This window comes from Donghicola eburneus, assembly GCF_900115865.1.
Lineage (GTDB): Bacteria > Pseudomonadota > Alphaproteobacteria > Rhodobacterales > Rhodobacteraceae > Donghicola > Donghicola eburneus.
In genome coordinates this window covers 1-14,223 of the sequence record NZ_FOXY01000015.1, presented here as the reverse complement: position 1 = coordinate 14,223, position 14,223 = coordinate 1, and the positions used below count along the sequence as shown (strand labels likewise).

The 14,223-nt window shown below is 57.5% G+C and carries 11 protein-coding genes and 2 pseudogenes; 12 read left to right on the top strand and 1 reads right to left on the bottom strand.

Features of this window, described 5'->3' with window-relative positions; genetic code table 11:
- The first annotated feature begins 83 nt into the window (after window positions 1–83).
- On the top strand, window positions 84–278 hold the full coding sequence (locus BM225_RS21680) for a hypothetical protein (protein ID WP_123618725.1): 195 nt from the start codon (window positions 84–86) through the stop codon (window positions 276–278).
- A 280-nt stretch (window positions 279–558) separates the two neighbouring features.
- Here the strand turns inward: BM225_RS21680 and BM225_RS18685 are convergent, their stop codons facing one another.
- Entirely contained in the window at window positions 559–1,638 is a 1,080-nt protein-coding gene (locus BM225_RS18685) for a hypothetical protein (protein WP_092465192.1), read from the bottom strand.
- 226 nt (window positions 1,639–1,864) lie between these two features.
- Between BM225_RS18685 and BM225_RS18680 the strand changes: the two genes are divergently transcribed.
- The 11 genes and pseudogenes from BM225_RS18680 (at window position 1,865) to BM225_RS18625 (ending at window position 14,166) form a co-directional block, all read left to right on the top strand.
- Window positions 1,865–2,746, top strand: coding sequence for a recombinase family protein (locus BM225_RS18680; RefSeq protein ID WP_092465191.1), 882 nt, complete (start codon window positions 1,865–1,867; stop codon window positions 2,744–2,746).
- A gap of 134 nt (window positions 2,747–2,880) precedes the next feature.
- Window positions 2,881–4,074 (top strand): plasmid partitioning protein RepA, encoded by a 1,194-nt coding sequence (gene repA / locus BM225_RS18675; protein ID WP_040179904.1) that lies wholly within the window; start codon window positions 2,881–2,883, stop codon window positions 4,072–4,074.
- Window positions 4,058–4,987 (top strand): plasmid partitioning protein RepB, encoded by a 930-nt coding sequence (gene repB / locus BM225_RS18670; RefSeq protein WP_092465190.1) that lies wholly within the window; start codon window positions 4,058–4,060, stop codon window positions 4,985–4,987. The genes repA and repB overlap by 17 nt, the downstream gene beginning before the upstream one ends.
- 213 nt (window positions 4,988–5,200) lie before the next feature.
- Window positions 5,201–6,412 (top strand): plasmid replication protein RepC, encoded by a 1,212-nt coding sequence (repC, locus tag BM225_RS18665; protein WP_092465189.1) that lies wholly within the window; start codon window positions 5,201–5,203, stop codon window positions 6,410–6,412.
- A 180-nt stretch (window positions 6,413–6,592) separates the two neighbouring features.
- Window positions 6,593–6,982, top strand: a pseudogene (locus BM225_RS18660) (ParB/Srx family N-terminal domain-containing protein); the annotation flags it as partial.
- A 48-nt stretch (window positions 6,983–7,030) separates the two neighbouring features.
- Window positions 7,031–7,741, top strand: coding sequence for an IS6 family transposase (locus BM225_RS18655; RefSeq protein ID WP_092465188.1), 711 nt, complete (start codon window positions 7,031–7,033; stop codon window positions 7,739–7,741).
- A gap of 43 nt (window positions 7,742–7,784) precedes the next feature.
- Window positions 7,785–8,189, top strand: a pseudogene (gene scpB, locus BM225_RS18650) (SMC-Scp complex subunit ScpB); the annotation flags it as partial.
- A 176-nt stretch (window positions 8,190–8,365) separates the two neighbouring features.
- The gene (locus BM225_RS18645; RefSeq protein WP_092465187.1) at window positions 8,366–9,448 is read left to right on the top strand and encodes an AAA family ATPase; all 1,083 of its coding nucleotides are present in this window, start codon (window positions 8,366–8,368) and stop codon (window positions 9,446–9,448) included.
- Between the two features lie 31 nt (window positions 9,449–9,479).
- Window positions 9,480–11,819: a S8 family peptidase gene (locus BM225_RS18640; protein ID WP_245780549.1), complete on the top strand. Its 2,340-nt coding sequence runs from the start codon at window positions 9,480–9,482 to the stop codon at window positions 11,817–11,819.
- Window positions 11,820–11,924: 105 nt separating this feature from the next.
- A complete protein-coding gene (locus BM225_RS18635) occupies window positions 11,925–12,497 on the top strand; it encodes a hypothetical protein (RefSeq protein WP_092465185.1) in 573 nt (190 codons plus the stop codon).
- A gap of 1,141 nt (window positions 12,498–13,638) precedes the next feature.
- Window positions 13,639–14,166, top strand: coding sequence for a hypothetical protein (locus tag BM225_RS18625; RefSeq protein ID WP_092465183.1), 528 nt, complete (start codon window positions 13,639–13,641; stop codon window positions 14,164–14,166).
- Window positions 14,167–14,223: the final 57 nt, after the last annotated feature.

The following is a 14,223-nucleotide window of genomic DNA, read 5'->3' as shown; positions in this document are numbered from 1 at the left end:
ACCAGAATCTATGGCAAGAACGGTATCTGTTCACTTTGATTAGATAGGACTTCTAGTGGCTAGAGGTTCAAGGACATATTTTCGTGAAAACACACGATCCTTGTGATCCGCAATTTACCATCCGCTACTACGAAAAGATCGGCGCGCCGCCCAGCCTGACCCGGCCTGTTCCCGAGACCACGGTTGCTGCAGAGTCAGATCCTGTCGAAGCTGGCTATGGAGGAAGGCCATATCGCCCGCTTCGCCTGAGCAGCGAACGGCAGTGTGGTGAACTTTGACTTGCACGGTGACGGGGGCAGGCAAAGCAGCAACGACAAACAGGGCCGCGCAGTGTCCAAAATACCGGGCGTCTTGCTCGCCGCCTTCACCAGTCATCATAGATGGTGAAGGCACAACCGCACGGAAGCGCCGGCCACAGCGGCCTTGCGCACTGGCGAGGAGTATCTCCAAATTCGAGCACCTTGATTGCCAAGGTTCCGGCGGGCTTTGCCTCCTCCTACCGGAACTTTGGCCGACTGGCACGCACCCGTCAGGATACCGAGCGATGACGCTCATCTCTTAGGTCGTGGTGCGCCACATCCGGAACCGGCCCTGCCCGGTCACTTCGCAGATCAAACCCCGCGCTTCCATCCAGACGAGGTTGCGCTGGACGGCGGCGCGGCTGGCACCGGTCAGGGTCTCGGCCATTGGGGCGGAGACGAGGGGCCATTCGGCCAGCACGGCGCGCAATGCTGGTGGTGTCTTGCCAGAGAGCGGGGCCATCATGGTTTCCGCCCGCGCTGACCATGCCTGGATATCGTCGAGGTGCCGCATCGCGGTCAGGCATGCTGTTTCCATTCCCTCGAGCCAACGCTCCAAGCGCTCAGCTGGTGGGCCACTGGCGCGCAGCCCCCCTGCCCCGCGCATAGCCAGAGGCGCAAAGATGGCCCCTCCATTCGAATTCGGGCCTTCGCTGGCGGCAATGCGTGCGGCGGTAACCGCCGCTTCCATCCGGTCGCCCTGTTGCCCGAGGCCCGCAAGGCTCCAGAGGTGAAGCCCCATGCAGGCGCGTGTGATCGGGTGCAGGTCGACGGCTTGCGCCATCAGGTCAAGCCAACCGCCCGCGCGATCCGCAAAGGTTTCGGCTTCACCTGCTATGTTTTCGGGGTCACGGCGATCGAGGAAGGCGGACAGGTCCACCTCTGGGCCGGGACCGCCTGTTAGACGCCGCACTGCCCATCCGACACGCGCGAGCGCTGCAGTGTTGTCCTGCACGCCGGACAGGCGCATGGATATCCAGAGCGCCAGCCGATCCGGGCCAATACGGTCACCCACAAACCAGCTGAGGTCTGCCGCCTCCATCAGCGCGAGCCTGTGCCGCCAGCCTTTCGGGCCACGGCGCAGCCGGTCATCCAACGCGCCGATCCGACCAGCCACACGGGCGAGACGCGCGGCATTAACCGCCTCTGCCTTCCGCCAATCGTCGAGGACTGCGGTTTCACGCAGCTCTGCTCTCGGTCCGGGCAGCAGATAATCCGGCTCCACTTCCATCGGACCGGGCAGGAACCACAGGTCGTCCTCAGACGTCTCTTCAAGCCCCTCCGAATCCACTAGAGGATCGTCAAAACTATCATAATGTGTAGATACTTGAGGCTTCATATGTGCAAAATACGGCACTTTTGCATTTTACCCAAGTGTTTTGTCAGGGTGCGCCCACACACCTTATATAGCACGTGCGCGCGGTGGTCTGCGAGATCTCTCTGATCACGCTCAGCGTATGGAATCCAAGGGGTTTTTGATGAGCAGCACCACAGAGAGAGCGGTTGCATTCGTTTACAAACGGTCGTTTATTAGAGATATATAAAATTGCAAACGGCTCTTTTCCATGCCCCTGATAGGCTATGCGCGTGTATCCACAGACGATCAGACCCCCCTGCCCCAGTCCGAGGCCCTTCAATCTGCGGGTTGCGTGGAGATCTTTGAAGAGCACGCCTCGGGCGGCAATCGGGCGCGTCCGGTGCTTGCACGTGTGCTGGAGCGGATTGGCAAGGGCGACACGTTGGTTGTCGTACGAATCGACCGGCTTGCGCGGTCTCTGTCTCACCTTCTCGAGGTGATTGAGCGTTTGGAGGCCAAGGGCGCCTTCTTCCGCTCCCTGCAGGACCCCATCGACACCTCATCCCCGCAGGGCAAATTCACGCTACAAGTTCTGGGCGCTGCGGCCGAGTTTGAGCGCGCTCTGATACGTGAGCGCACCAAGGCCGGGCTTGCCTCGGCACGCGCCAAAGGGCGCGTAGGCGGCAACCCTGGACTTCGCGCCAAAGACCCCGCCGCGCTGCGCAAGGTGCGGCTGGCGCGACAGGACGGCTACATGGAGCGCTTGAACGAAACTGCGCAGGATTGGGTGCCCCATGTGCGCCGTTTGCGCCCCGATATGGCTTGGGAAGACGTCCTGCGGATCATCAATGGCCCCCTGCCCCATGATCGGCGCTGGACGCAAAGCCGCCTGCTCCGCGCCGTGAAGGCATACGTGGCGGACGGATTCCTGCCTGCTGAAGTGCTTGGACGCGCTGGACGTCGCGAAACCGACGATCGCCTGCCTGCGATTGTCGCCGCAATCAAAGGTGCTGACCCGGAGATCACCTTGCAGGCAATCTGCGACCGACTGGAATCCATGCGTGAGCGCACCCCTCGCGGTCGCACCAGCTGGCAGCCTTCCTCAGTCAGAATGCTTCTGGAGCGTGCTGAAAAGCTGGGGCTCCTCTGAGGATCACACTTGTGTTGGCCTAACCGATTGCCACTAAATCTAGAAAGTGCTTGCACGAATCTGGTTGGTCGGGCAATAGTCTCGAAAAATAACGCGCGGTCACATAAAAAACGCGCCCACGGATCGGGGCAGACATGAGCGAAGTAGAGCAGGATCTAGACATCGCCATCGGGCACTACGCGGAACTTCTCGCGTCGAACCTGCATGCTCAGCGCGCCGCACACTTCCCTCCGGATGCAAAGAAGGTGATGCGCACTTTGACCAGCGGCGAAGCTGCTGAGCTCCTTGGCGTCGACCATACCTATCTTCGGAAGCTTCATCGAGAAGGAAAGATCGTTGACGTTGAGACGACGGCTGGAAGTCATCGTCGCTATACGCTCGACGATATCTGGGAAATCCGGCAGACGCTTGAAGGAAACGCAAAAAAGTCTGGAACTTACGTGCCCGGGCGTCGCGACGGTGACGAGCTTCAAGTTATTTCAGTGGTGAACTTCAAGGGCGGGTCCGGCAAAACGACGACGTCTGCTCACCTCGCTCAGCGCTTGGCGCTCAAGGGGTACAGGGTTCTTGCGATCGATCTCGACCCCCAAGCATCTCTTTCGGCTCTTCACGGAATCCAGCCAGAACTCGACCTTATGGAGGGCGGAACCCTCTATGATGCCGTTCGCTATGACGATCCGGTTCCGATCGCCGAAGTGATCCGCAAGACCTACATCCGCGGCCTTGACCTTATCCCGGGCAACCTTGAACTCATGGAGTTCGAGCACGAGACGCCTGCTGCTATCCAGCGAGGCGGAGCGAAAGCGTTCTTCGCGAGAGTTCATGACGCACTCGATAGTGTTGAAGCGAACTACGACGTTGTTGTGATCGACTGCCCGCCGCAGCTTGGTTTCTTGACGATGTCAGCACTTTCCGCGTCCTCGGGTGTCCTCGTGACGGTTCACCCGCAGATGCTTGACCTCATGTCGATGTCCCAATTCCTGCGAATGACCGCGGATCTCCTGGGAGTGATCAGGGATGCAGGCGCAAATCTGCGCTTCGATTGGCTGCGCTTTTTGCCGACGCGATACAAAGTCGGCGACGCGCCACAAACCGAAGTCATCGCTTTCATTCGCGGACTGTTCGGGAGGTCGGTCCTGACCAATCACATGGTTGAATCGACCGCAATTTCTGATGCCGGCTTGACCAAGCAAACGCTCTACGAAGCTGACAAGAAGGACTTCACGCGTCAGACGTTTGATCGTGCGATCGAATCCATGAACGCAGTGAACGATGAGATCGCTGAAATCATCCAGAACACATGGGGGCGGAATGGCAAGAAAGCCTAAACTTGGCCTGCCGCTGCAGACCCTTCGCAACGCTCCTGACGCTCTTGAAGGGCGCCGACTGCGTGGCGGTGTATTTGAGATCGATCCGGCGCAGATTATTTCCGAAGGACGATTGGATGACAGGCTTCAGATTGAAGTTGAGGGTCTGAAGAATTCAATCTCCAAGAACGGTCAGCGTGTGCCTGTCTTGGTCCGCCCACTGGAAGGCGATCGCTACAACCTGATCTATGGCCGCAGACGCCTGGAAGCATGTCGCGAGCTCGGTATCAAAGTTCGAGCCATCGTCACGGAAGTTGATGGTGATCAAGCGCTTCGAGATCAGCTTCTCGAGAACCAAGAGCGTCGTGATCTGAGCTTTATCGAACGTGCGCTTGTTGCGACGGCGCTTCTGGACGGTGACCATTTGGAAGGGGCTGAGCGCACCAATCGAGGTGTCGCCGAAGTCCTTAACCTCCACGAAGCTGGGGTTTCACAACTCTTGAGTGTCGTTCGGACGGTCGGCGAGGATCTCATCCAGGCAATTGGTGCGGCTCCCGGGATTGGTCGCCCGAGATGGGAAGAGCTCAAAAAGGCTTTGGGTGCCTACGACGGTGATCGAGACCAACTGCAAGCCGTAGCTCATGCAGCCAAGTCCGAAAGTTCCGGCTCGGTCGATGAGGTTTCTGAGCGTGCGTTTCTCGCAGTTCTGGCAGCTGCGAAGAGCCCAGAGAAGAAAGCAAACCCGTCTAGAAAGGGCGTGTCTGCTTTGGCGATCCCCGGTGTCGGAGCTGCGACGGTTAAGACCGGCCGCCAAGGCAAGCAGCTTAAACTCGATCTGACTACGGATGAACCTGATTTTATCAGCTGGTTGGAGGGCAATGCCCCAAAGCTGATTACCGAGCTTCATGAGCGCTGGAAGCGTTCAGGAGACTGAGGAAGAGCAACCAACAAGAAGGAGGCACGATACAGGCAAAAAGAAAAAGGCCCCGAGAAGCTAGCTTCACGAGACCTTTGTAAGGTTTCGCACCGGGATCAGCCCGCTACAAAATCTCAGTTTTCGCACTTCTGAATGTAGCGTTCTGGCCCCTACCCCGCAAGCGCAAAGCGATTCGCGGGCCCTAGAAATTTTGCCTTCGTGAACGTTTTCATGGAGTACACACCGATTTCGCCGTTTATGCGGCCCATCTCGCACGCCCATCTGCGCGTGATCGAGCGACCCGAGGCATCTGTTCCGGGCAGACCCGTCAACAAGTGGGAACTCCTGCGCGAGCTCTCCAAGGCGCAAGCGGCCTTTGGCGTGTCAGAACGTGATTTGACTGTTTTGCAGGGGCTCCTCAGCTTCTTTCCAGACGACGCACTTGGCGGGAACGCCGAGATGGTAGTCTTCCCCTCGAACAAGGCGATCTGTGAGCGCCTGAATGGTATGCCCTGCTCCACTATGCGTCGTCACCTCGCGCGTCTTGTCGAGGCTGGTTTGCTCCAGCGGCGTGATAGCCCCAATGGAAAGCGCTACGTCCGCAAGCACGGCGAAGAGCGCGTCGCCTTTGGCTTCGATCTTTCCCCGCTCTACTGCCAGTCCGAGGAGATAGCACGGGCCGCAGAGGCCGTACGTGAGGCTGAGGAGCGCGTCAGGCGTCTGAGAGAGGTTGTAAGCCTCATGCGACGTGATCTCGCGGCCCTCGCGGAGTTCGGAGACGAGATGCAGCCAGGCCTAGGCATCTGGGACCAGCTTCGTGACAAGGCTATCCTCACAGCGCGCGCGCTTCGCCGTAAGCTTTCAATTGAGGACCTCGCGGCATATCGAGCCGATCTTGAAGCTCTCCTCGATCAGGCACGCAACATCATCGATGGTTCTGAAACAGAAGAAATGAACACCAATGATGCTCGATCTGAGCGTCACCATCATAATTCAAATAAAAAATCTATAGATCTTGAACCTGCTTTAGAAAAAAGCGGAGCGGCGGCCGGCGTGCCAGATGTGGACAGGGATGAGCCCGTGGCTGACGTCGATGAACAGGACACAAGACAGCTGCCAAAGATCCCGCTGCACCTGGTGATTGCGGCATGTCCCTCGCTCAAGACCTTTTACCAAGGCGAAATCCGGCATTGGCACCAGCTTTTCGATGCGGCATGCCATGTGCGACCAGCCATGGGGATCAGTGCATCTGCATGGGAAGACGCGCAGCGGTTCATGGGTCCGGAGCAAGCGTCGATCGTCGTTTCTGCCATGCTTGAACGCTTTGAGGACATCAGATCGCCTGGTGGATACTTGCGAGCTCTAACTGCCAAAGCTGTGGCCGGTGAGTTTTCCTGTGGGCCGATGGTCATGGCATTGATTGGACGACGATCTGCAGCTTAACAGCTGTTAAGGTTGAGAGACTGCGTACTGTTCCGCCACCTCGGGACTGACGACTTAACAGCTGTTAAGGTCCTGTCTCGGGAGCGTCAGAACAGGAGAGGGAAAGGTTTGTTGGTTTGAGGGGTGACGGGAAGTGAGATCGGAAGAGTGGCTTCCGGGGCCCGTCATGGAGAAGATCTGATGGCGAAATCTGCCCAGAAAGTCACCCTGTCCCCGTCCCGGGACATTCCCTTTGACAAGCTCGTCCTGAGCCAGGCCAACGTCCGGCGCATCAAGGCCGGCATCTCGGTCGAGGAACTGGCCGAAGACATCGCCCGCCGCGGGCTGCTGCAGAGCCTGAGCGTTCGGCCCGTTCTGGCGGATGATGGGTCCGAGACCGGCAAGTTCGAAATCCCCGCTGGCGGCCGGCGCTTCCAGGCCCTGTCGCTCCTGGTGAAGCAGAAACGTCTGGCCAAGACGACGCCCATTCCCTGCATCGTGCGGGATGCCAATTCTGCCATCCTCGCCGAAGATGACTCGCTCGCTGAGAACATGCAGCGCGCTGCCCTGCATCCACTCGATCAGTTCCGCGGGGATTGCCAACTTGTTTGCGGAGCGGTGATTGGTTAGGCGTTGGGTATGAATACACCATCCTCCATGCCGCGCCTGAAAGGCTACCGTTTCCCTCGTGAAATCGTTGCATATGCCGTCTGGGTCTATCATCGCTTCGCGCTCAGCACGGCGGATGTCGAGGATCTTCTCGCCGATCGGGGTGTGATGGTCAGCCGGGAAACGATCCGAAAATGGGTGAACCGCTTTGGCCGTCACTTTGCCGATTGCATCAGGCGCGACAGACCGGCCGCGGGCGACAAATGGCACTTGGATGAGGTCGTCATCCCAATCAACGGCAGAAAATACTGGCTCTGGCGGGCGGTCGACGCGAACGGCGACGTCCTTGATATTCTCGTTCAGCCACAGCGCAACGCCAATGCTGCAAGACGTTTTCTGGCAAGGCTGATCGACCGGTTCGGTGAACCCCGTGTCATCATCACGGACAAGTTGCGCAGTTATTTCAGGCCGATCCGGGACCTCGCACCGGGCGCAGATCATCGCGCACACAAGGGCTTGAACAACCGGATCGAAGCATCACACAGACCAACACGGAAACGCGAGAAGTTGATGGGGCGGTTTAAATCTCCCCGGCAGGCACAAAGATTTCTGGCTGCCCATGATCAGATCAACACCGTTTTTCGCCCACGACGCTATCAACTCTCCGCCGTCTCATACCGCCACGCAAGGTCCGATGCTTTCGACCTCTGGAGAGGCTATGCTGCCGAAATGACCGCCTGACAGGCAGAGGTCTCGCCTCTCTCAAACAGGTAAAAACAAGTTGGCAATCCCGATTGCGCAGGTCGCTGGTGGCTGGATGTTTCGGACACGGCCCGTTTATGCGCCTGCCATACGCGCCGCGGCAGATGTGGGCGATCAGGTTCTGGGCCTCAGCGCATTCGATATCGCCGTCCTCGGAGCGATCGCCTACCACCAGCCGATCACCCGCGATGGGCTTAAGGACATCTTTGGCAAGGAAATCAGCCGGGACCTGATCGGGCGGCTCCATGCACAAAGCCTGATTGGAGCAGGTCCAAGGTCGCCTCGGCGCGGTGCGCCATACACCTATGTAACCACGGAGAAGTTCCTGGTGGCGTTCGGGTTGGAGAGCCTGCATGATCTGCCCGATAGGGAGCAAATGGAGGATGCAGGTTTTCAGGGGGAGCCACTTCAGGTTGGCGTTACCTGAGTTCCCACTCATTATCACAGTCTGCTTCCTGCCAACATTGGTTGCGGGAAAAGGGGACTCGAGCGCCACACCCGGCGGAAAGCACCGCGATTTTTCTGGTCCGTTGGATGATTTACGTATAGAATCGCAACGGAAAGTACGTCGATAAAAAACCTTGAAGAAAGAGCAGTTTAATCGTGGCATCCGCCCAGCAAATCATCGGTCTCGTGAAGAGTCATGCGGAGGGAGACGCCGATCGTTTTTACGATCTGGCGATGCAACTCTCTGCAGCCGAAGAGCAGAAGGGGCATACCCGGCTGGCTGAACAGTTGCGACAATGGGCAGAAGCAGGGCAGAAGCTGCCTGCGAAGCGAACCCCTGCGATCACTCCTATCGCAACACCCCGCGGTGATTTAGCGGAGTTCCTTGCCGCGTCCTATCCGACCGAGCGCCTCGACGATGTCATCTTGCCAGACAGGATCGAGAGCGAACTCGCGCATCTCGTTGTCGAGATGCGCATGCGTGAAAAGCTTGAGGCAAAAGGGTTGAAGCCACGGCGACGCGTTCTCCTTTCCGGTCCTCCCGGAACCGGCAAAACCCTGAGTGCTTCGGCGCTTGCTGGTGAGCTGCAGTACCCCCTCTTTTCGGTCATGCTCCACGGGCTGATCACGAAGTTCATGGGTGAAACAGCGCAGAAGCTGAAGATGATTTTCGATGCCGTCAAGACGACGCGCGGTATCTATCTCTTCGACGAAATTGACGCTTTGGCTGCGGCGCGGGGCGGTGAGAATGACGTCGGCGAGGCCCGGCGGGTTCTGAACTCGTTTCTGCAGTTCTTGGATGAAGATACTGGGCCTTCAATCGTCATTGCCACTACAAACCTGCCGGGAATTCTTGACCGCGCGGTGCTGCGCCGCTTTGATCTCGTTTTGCCATATGTCATGCCCGATGGCCCGGCCATTCGGCAGGCGCTCGAACGCCGCCTGATCGGATTCTCGCTGGCTCGGATGGGATGGAAGCGGGTGACGGATGTGGCTTCAGGTCTCTCGACGGCCGATGTTGTGGCGGCAGCGGAAGATGCCGCTCGACGTGCCGTGCTGAATGATACCGACAAAATTGCGACAAAGGATTTGCTTGATGCCCTCGAACGCCGACGGTCGCTCCAAGAATTAGGGACCGATGACAATGGCACGAGACCTTCCGCACTTCCACCTTCGCAATCTCGGACAACCTCGCCCGTTCCAAGCAAAGGGCGGGGGCGGGTCCAAAAGACCAAGTGATGTCCCCAATCGCGCGGCGCACGCCCAAGCATTGCTTCAGGCCATCGACGCGCTGCCGGATGTTCCAGCAGCCGAGCTTCCTGGCATCTATCTGGAAGTCCGCTCCCGAGTGGACGAGCGTCTGAAGAAGGACAGCTTAGACGCCAGCGGCCTGAAGCTTCTCCGCATCGAGGATGCTCCAGTACCCGGTGGCGCCGAAGAGCGCGCGACGGTGTTTGCGACAGCCAAGGGTATCGAAAAGCTGCGCAAGAAGGTCGAGCAGTTTCGGACTGAAGACACGCCTGATCGCGAGAAAGATGGTGAAATCGTCCCGGGGCGTCCTAAAAACGCGGACCTGGTGCAAAGCGTTGCTGCCATCACGGAAGCAGGGTTGCGTGCCCTTTGGCGCAGCCCTCAAGGCAAATTTCCCGGAGCGGATGTTGCGACCGTCTGGGAGGTTTGGCTCGAGCCTCAAATGACCGAAGCCTTCGTTGCAGCCGCGCCAAACTACGGTGTCACAGTGGGAGCGGATCGGCTGGAGTTTCCCGAAGATACCGTTGTGGTCGTACTGGCCGATCGCGATCAGCTCGCTCAGGCCGTCCGCCGACTGGGAGGCGTGCGCGCTCTTGCCGCTCCGACCATCACAGCAGAATTCTTCGACGGCTTGCCAGTGGCCGAACAGGCGCAGTGGGTTGACGAACTCGCGGGTCGTGCGACCTATACCGATAGTCTCGATCCTGGCTACGTCACGCTTTTGGATACTGGTGTTAGTCGCGCGCATCCTCTCATTCAGCCGGCGCTCAGCGTGGATGACCGACATGCCGCCAATCCGGCTTGGGGGCTGGAGGATTTGAAGGGCCATGGCACGCAGATGGGAGGACTGGCGCTCTTTGGTGATCTGACGCAGAAACTGCACCAGATGAATCCGGTTGCGGTCGTAAATCGTCTGGAATCCGTGAAGCTGCTGCCCGATGCAGGGATGAATCCGCATCATCTCCTTGGCGCGATAACCAAGCAGGCGATCAATGCGGTCGAGCAGGTCGGCCCCCGACGCCGAACCTTCACCATGACAACGACAACGGGGGAGGACACACCGCATGACGGGGCTCCGACGTCCTGGTCGACTGAGGTTGATCAGCTCGCCGCCGGTATTTCAGGTGAGGTGAAACAACAGCGCCTAATGCTCGTCTCAGCAGGTAATACCGATAACTTCACCTTTGGTGCTGGAAACTACCTCGACCGCTGCGATCACGAGGACAACGAGATCGAGTCGCCGGCCCAAGCGTGGAATGTTGTGTCTGTCGGAGCCTTCACAGAGAAGACCGTACTGCCAGACGGAGAGCCAGCCCAAGCGCTTGCGCCATTCGGCGACTTGTCGCCAGCTTCGAGAACTGCATCGTGGTCGTCCCATTGGCCGAATAAGCCGGACGTCGTCCTTGAGGGTGGAAACTGGGCGCTAAGTGCCATGCCTCCGCCAATGCGGCACGGATGGTTATCACTCCTTTCGACCCACCACACATATCCGGTCCGATCCTTCACATTCACCTTCGACACCAGCGCGGCGACAGCGCTTGCAGCGAAGGACGTAACGGAACTCTGGTCGGACTATCCGACGCTTTGGCCCGAGACAGTTCGTGGTCTTTATGTGTCTTCAGCGCGGTGGACGCAGCAGATGCGTGCACATCTGCCGGCCCAGCCGAACAAGGGTCACTACACGCCCCTTTTTCAGCGATACGGATATGGTGTGCCGGACATGGTCCGTGCCCGCCGCAGCGCGTCGAACGCGCTGACCCTCATCGTGGAAGACACGATTACGCCTTACGGAATTTCTGAAAAGACCGGCGGTGATGTCCACAATGAAATGAAGCTGTTCGCCCTTCCCTGGCCCGTTGAGGCTTTGCGCGCGCTCGGCAATGGCGATGTGACCTTGCGGGTGGCACTCAGCAGCTTTATCGCTCCAAACCCGTCCGAAGCCTCGCGCGGCGTTCGGTACCGCTACGCGTCCCACAACTTACGTTTCCAACTCAATCGCGCTGGCGAGAACGAAGCCCAATTCTTGGCTCGGATCAGCAAGGCAGCCGAACAACCCGATGGTCCTGCAAACGACGAGGATGATCTTTGGGACTTCGGTAGCAATCGGCGCCATGTTGGATCCCTCCATATAGATCAGTTGACGTGTAAGGCTTCAGATCTAGCGCGGCGCAACTTGCTGGCCGTTCACCCTGTCACCGGATGGTGGAAGTCGAAAAAGCTTCTGGACGAAGGTTTGCCATCTGTGCGCTATGCGCTGATTGTCGAGATCGATGCAGGCGAGCTCGAAGCGGAGCTTTATGCGGAGGTTCAGGCTGCAGTTGAAGCACTCATTGCAGCCCAAGCGGTGATTGCGGTCTAGGCCGCGCAGTTGTTCGGGTTGCTTTGAGGTAACGCGTTACTGTTCGCCGCAGGACGAAAATGGAAAACGGTAGGGGCGGCTTCATCCCCCGGTGGTGAGGTAACTATGAAATACTGGAACACTGGGGATGTCGTCGTCGACAGCATTCTTCAGAAACTGGAAGGGTTTGGAACTTGGCACTCAGACAGCGATGCAGAGAGCACGCATCAGTTGTTGTCCGGTGTCATTCATATTCAAGAGATGCTTCCTGGACTTGTTGCAAGGCACTTTCGATTTCCGAACCTATTTGTCGGCAATGCCCACTTTTCTGGGTCCCAAGGTTATAGGCGCGAATTGATTGAAGGAATCACGAGCGCCATCGACAAGGGGCTGGTAGCAGCTGCGGCAGATCCTATGCTTGGCCGAGATAGCAATCCTGACTTTTCTGATCGGCCAAGAAGCAGAGGTGAGGAGATCCTCGATGCGCTGACAGCCTTTGAGAAAGACCGTGACCAAGCCGCGCTGAGTCGACTAAAGATGGCCGTCAGTCCAACCGGATTGCAATCGCGTGTGAACACAATTGAAATGCTGATGAATAGGAAGCGGTCTTACGGTAACCAGTCCCCTGAGGTCGCTTTGCTTTCCGAACTTGGCCGACTGGAGTTCGAGGCACGTGGTTATCAGGGGCAGAAGGCATAGCTACCACTTCTTTCTAATTGAGTCGGGTAACAGGCAATTGTCGTAGATATCAAAATGCCTGCTCTAGCTATGATCCACGCATCAACTTACGCTCTCTGGAACCCACCTCGACTGTTCACCCAAATCCATTCGCGGCCATCGCAATTCGCCCTTTATCTGAGTTGCATGACATGCTGGTCGCAGCAGTCGTTCCGTCCACAAATGTTGTCGTCGATCTTTTTCCCCTGACTCGGTGGGTCATTCTGCGCAGGTAAAAAAGACCTGCGCCTGCCCCTATCGATCCGCCTTGAGTGCGGTCGGGCAGCCTGCAATCTAACAAAGCCAATGCGACGAACATGGTGGACCAAGCATCATGCGCATGGTCGCCTTTATGGATCATGGATCATGTGGGCCGCATGCGCTCTTTTGCAATCTGCTGAAGCCGCTGAAGCGCCTTATTGCGGCAGGACGCAGAGGTTGGGCACCGTGACCTCCGTTCGATGCAGGAGTGTCGGCCTCGTGCTGAATATCAGAAACAGCGCTTAAATTTGGGATGGTATGCCATTTTGAGGATGGTGTCTCGTCTACCACCATCACGGCCCTGAATCGAGCGCGATGATTGGATTCAGGCAGCCTCCACGGCCGAAAAAGCTCCCGAATGGCTTCGGAACTGGACACCAATCCCGCAAAGATGCGGGGTTATTGTCGCCATATTTGATCGACGAGTGCGCGTTGTGCTGATTTCCCTGACAACGCACCCTGTCAGACAAGTTGGCCATGGCCATCGGGTCTCTGCCCTAGCCCAATAACTCTATGTCTCTGCAGCAGGGTCGACCAACGCGCTGCGCCGAAAATTTGCGATTTACTTGAAATAAACTTCCTCAGGCCTTTAGCGGAAATTGATGGTGAGACTTACGCGATGTGGCTGATCAATAAGGTGGCCAAAAAAATCGCGAAAATCTAAAAAAATTGCTTTTTGGGCCTGTTGCTTTTTCGACAGGCTCTTATTTCGCCACGACTGATGAATGATCTGATCGCAAGAAATCAGGAACTTGGATCATTTGGGGGTCGCAATCATCTTGGGTGTTTAAGGCGCCCCAGATGGCCCAAACGGACGCGCAATACCGCGCTTCGTAACAAGAAAGAGGAAAAAAGCAGGACAATGAAAATTAATCTCAACAAAGAGCACGCAGTTGAAGCAATGCTAAAAACGGTTAACGGCAAAGCAAAAAATTTCACGATCACGACCAGCTCTCATCTCAAGAGCTACTATGTGGAGCTCGCCGAGAAAAAACTCGCGGAGGTGCTGCCGAAAGCCGCGTGGACGGGTGCAACAGTTGAATGCCGCCCGGAGGGCCCCTCATCTATGTCCTATCGTTATTCAGCAAAATCGACCCGTTGCGTTTTGAAGCGCGGAGCAAAGGACTGGTTTCTCGTGAGGGTTGAGAAGGATCGCGTTTATCCGCAATCTCGCAAAATTTGCGATGTGACGTTGACGGATAAACAAGCTCTGGCATCCATCGAGCATCGTAAAGCGCTCTTGGTTCGCGACTATGGTGTGTCCGAAGAGGTTTTGTATTCCCGTGACATTCCTGTTCCTGTGGCTGCTAATGACAACAGCGCACCGAGTGCCGCGACAGCTACCGACGAACGGCATTGCCAACTTGCTGAAGCACCTGAGGGCGTCTAGCGTTTTGGCATGATGATACCAGCTGAGATGCCGCGCCTGAAAGGCTATCGTTTCCCA

Coding starts and splice junctions, on each gene's coding strand:
- BM225_RS18685 (WP_092465192.1), bottom strand. CDS start 1,638: ATGAAGCCTCAAGTATCTACACATTATGATAGTTTTGACGATCCTCTA.
- BM225_RS18680 (WP_092465191.1), top strand. CDS start 1,865: ATGCCCCTGATAGGCTATGCGCGTGTATCCACAGACGATCAGACCCCC.
- repA (WP_040179904.1), top strand. CDS start 2,881: ATGAGCGAAGTAGAGCAGGATCTAGACATCGCCATCGGGCACTACGCG.
- repB (WP_092465190.1), top strand. CDS start 4,058: ATGGCAAGAAAGCCTAAACTTGGCCTGCCGCTGCAGACCCTTCGCAAC.
- repC (WP_092465189.1), top strand. CDS start 5,201: ATGGAGTACACACCGATTTCGCCGTTTATGCGGCCCATCTCGCACGCC.
- BM225_RS18655 (WP_092465188.1), top strand. CDS start 7,031: ATGAATACACCATCCTCCATGCCGCGCCTGAAAGGCTACCGTTTCCCT.
- BM225_RS18635 (WP_092465185.1), top strand. CDS start 11,925: ATGAAATACTGGAACACTGGGGATGTCGTCGTCGACAGCATTCTTCAG.
- BM225_RS18625 (WP_092465183.1), top strand. CDS start 13,639: ATGAAAATTAATCTCAACAAAGAGCACGCAGTTGAAGCAATGCTAAAA.